We start from the raw sequence: 1,926 nt of genomic DNA on the forward strand, positions 1-1,926 counted from the left end.
TCCCAGGATGACGCTCACGATCGAATCAGCCCCTCGCCCACAAGGCGGCCGCTATCGGATGGATACGTCATTAGGACTATCCATAGAAATAGTCCTAATGACCTCGCCGCTCAGCGAGCCGGACGCAAGACGGCCCTCACCGGAGGGACACACTGAAACGACGCTTACGAAACATCGATTCCCACAAAAGCTTCGCTATTATCGTCCATGGCTCGTCCTCCTACGGTGAGGATCGGCTCGGTTCGCCCGAGCAACCCTCGGGGACGTAGTGTTGGACGAGCCACACCCACCAGAGACGGACATACGGTCTTACGCTATATCTCAACCTGGAGATCGCGGTATCGGACGGACTCGTCATGCGTCGGCAAGACCCGCGCATCCATCAACGAAGAGAAGAATAGCTTTCGGGTGTTGATGGATTGCCGGGTCAAGCCCGGCAGTTACGGAAGGTCGGGGGCGCCGAAACCTGGTATTTGCTAGCGGGTACTCTTGTGAGGAATACAATTGAACCAGTCGTTTTTCCAAAGGTTGATGTCGATCCGGTCGTAACCATACCCCGTCTTCCAGAGTACGTAGGGGAGCGAGAGCTGATCCTGATAGCTCCAGATCACGTTCTCGCGCCACCAGAGCTCGCCGATCCAAGCCAGGGTTGGCGACCGTGTCCGGCGCGCGATCACGCCGCAGGCCATCAGGCCGGCCTTTGCCGGGAAGCCATCGCTCCGGTATTCAGCCACCTGACGCTCAAGGGGCTGGTTCGCATACTTCGCCATGTGCCGCGACGCGACAACCTCGTCGTAGACGCAGTCCCTGTCCGGGTGCTTGAACATGGCCCAATCGTAACGCCCGATGGCGCCGACCAACTCCTCGACGAAGGTCGGCGACTTCACTCGAATGCTGCCGTCAATCCACACGAGATAATCATAGAATCGCCCCGCCAGTGGGCCCTTGCCGTAGGTATCAGACACGCGGCCACAGGGAAAAACCTCATGGCTTAGGAGCTTGAAGAACTTGGCCCGCATGCGCGGGTGCACCTGAGGTGGGTCTGTCTCGATCACAGTCCACCCGGCCGGTTTCTCAGGCCCCGGACGGTCGGCGAAGCAGATCCAATCACAGGCTACACTCTGACGCACGACCGGCTTCAGCTCGTCGTAGTCGCCCATAATGGCGGTGTAAACGCAGATGCGGGGCATGACTTTTAGGATCAACGAAGACGATAATCTGTTTTGGAAGTGACGAATATAGTGCTCCCGTTCAGGCCCGATCGCTCCTTCACAGGAATGTTGCAGGCATCAAGCTGGTCGCGACTGTGTGTGTTGTATAAAGAATAATCCTTATCGAGATTTAATAGCAGTCCGATATGATGGTCAAAATCTTCAACGCCAAAACGGCGAACATGATCGAATTGCCCGAATCTCAGTGTGCGCATTTCATTGCTTAACGGGGCAAAGCACTCGTCGTAATGGCCGCTCATAAGGGGTATGCAGAAAATATGCCTCCCATCCGGCTTCAGTGCTCGATATAAGTGGTATATTGCATGTGCAAGGTTGCACGGAATGTGTTCGAGTACATGAAGATGAAGGATTATATCGTAATGATTGTCTGGGAGCGTAGAAGCGTCTGAGATGATGTCAAATTTGCGGGTCCTGGTGTGTAAGTAACGCCGCGGATCGAGGTCGACTGGGTCGTACCCATCCCCACAGACTGCCGAGAACAAGGTTGAAAGCCCTTTTTCTGGAGCCAAATGTAAGACCCTCATTCCCGGCTTGGGGATGCCCAGGTGATCCATCACGAGCTTGACGGCGCGGGTTCGTTCAACCGACCCACACGATCTGCAACGGACGCCCACCCGTCCGTTCATGTCTATCCATTCGGTCGATCCGCACAAATTGCAGATGGGGGTCATATTTTTCCTTAGAGCCGATCCGA

Annotated in this window: 2 protein-coding genes; both read right to left on the bottom strand. The window is 55.5% G+C overall.

Annotation, left to right across the window (positions count from 1 at the left end):
• Positions 1-476: 476 nt before the first annotated feature.
• A complete protein-coding gene (locus ABTU92_RS24095) occupies positions 477-1,190 on the bottom strand; it encodes a glycosyltransferase domain-containing protein (RefSeq protein ID WP_408094161.1) in 714 nt (237 codons plus the stop codon).
• A gap of 11 nt (positions 1,191-1,201) precedes the next feature.
• Positions 1,202-1,903 carry a class I SAM-dependent methyltransferase gene (locus ABTU92_RS24100; protein ID WP_408094162.1) on the bottom strand — a complete coding sequence of 234 codons (702 nt, stop codon included), beginning with the start codon at positions 1,901-1,903 and terminating at the stop codon, positions 1,202-1,204.
• Positions 1,904-1,926 lie beyond the last annotated feature (23 nt).

The organism is Rhodoplanes sp. SY1 (assembly GCF_046000175.1).
Lineage (GTDB): Bacteria > Pseudomonadota > Alphaproteobacteria > Rhizobiales > Xanthobacteraceae > Rhodoplanes.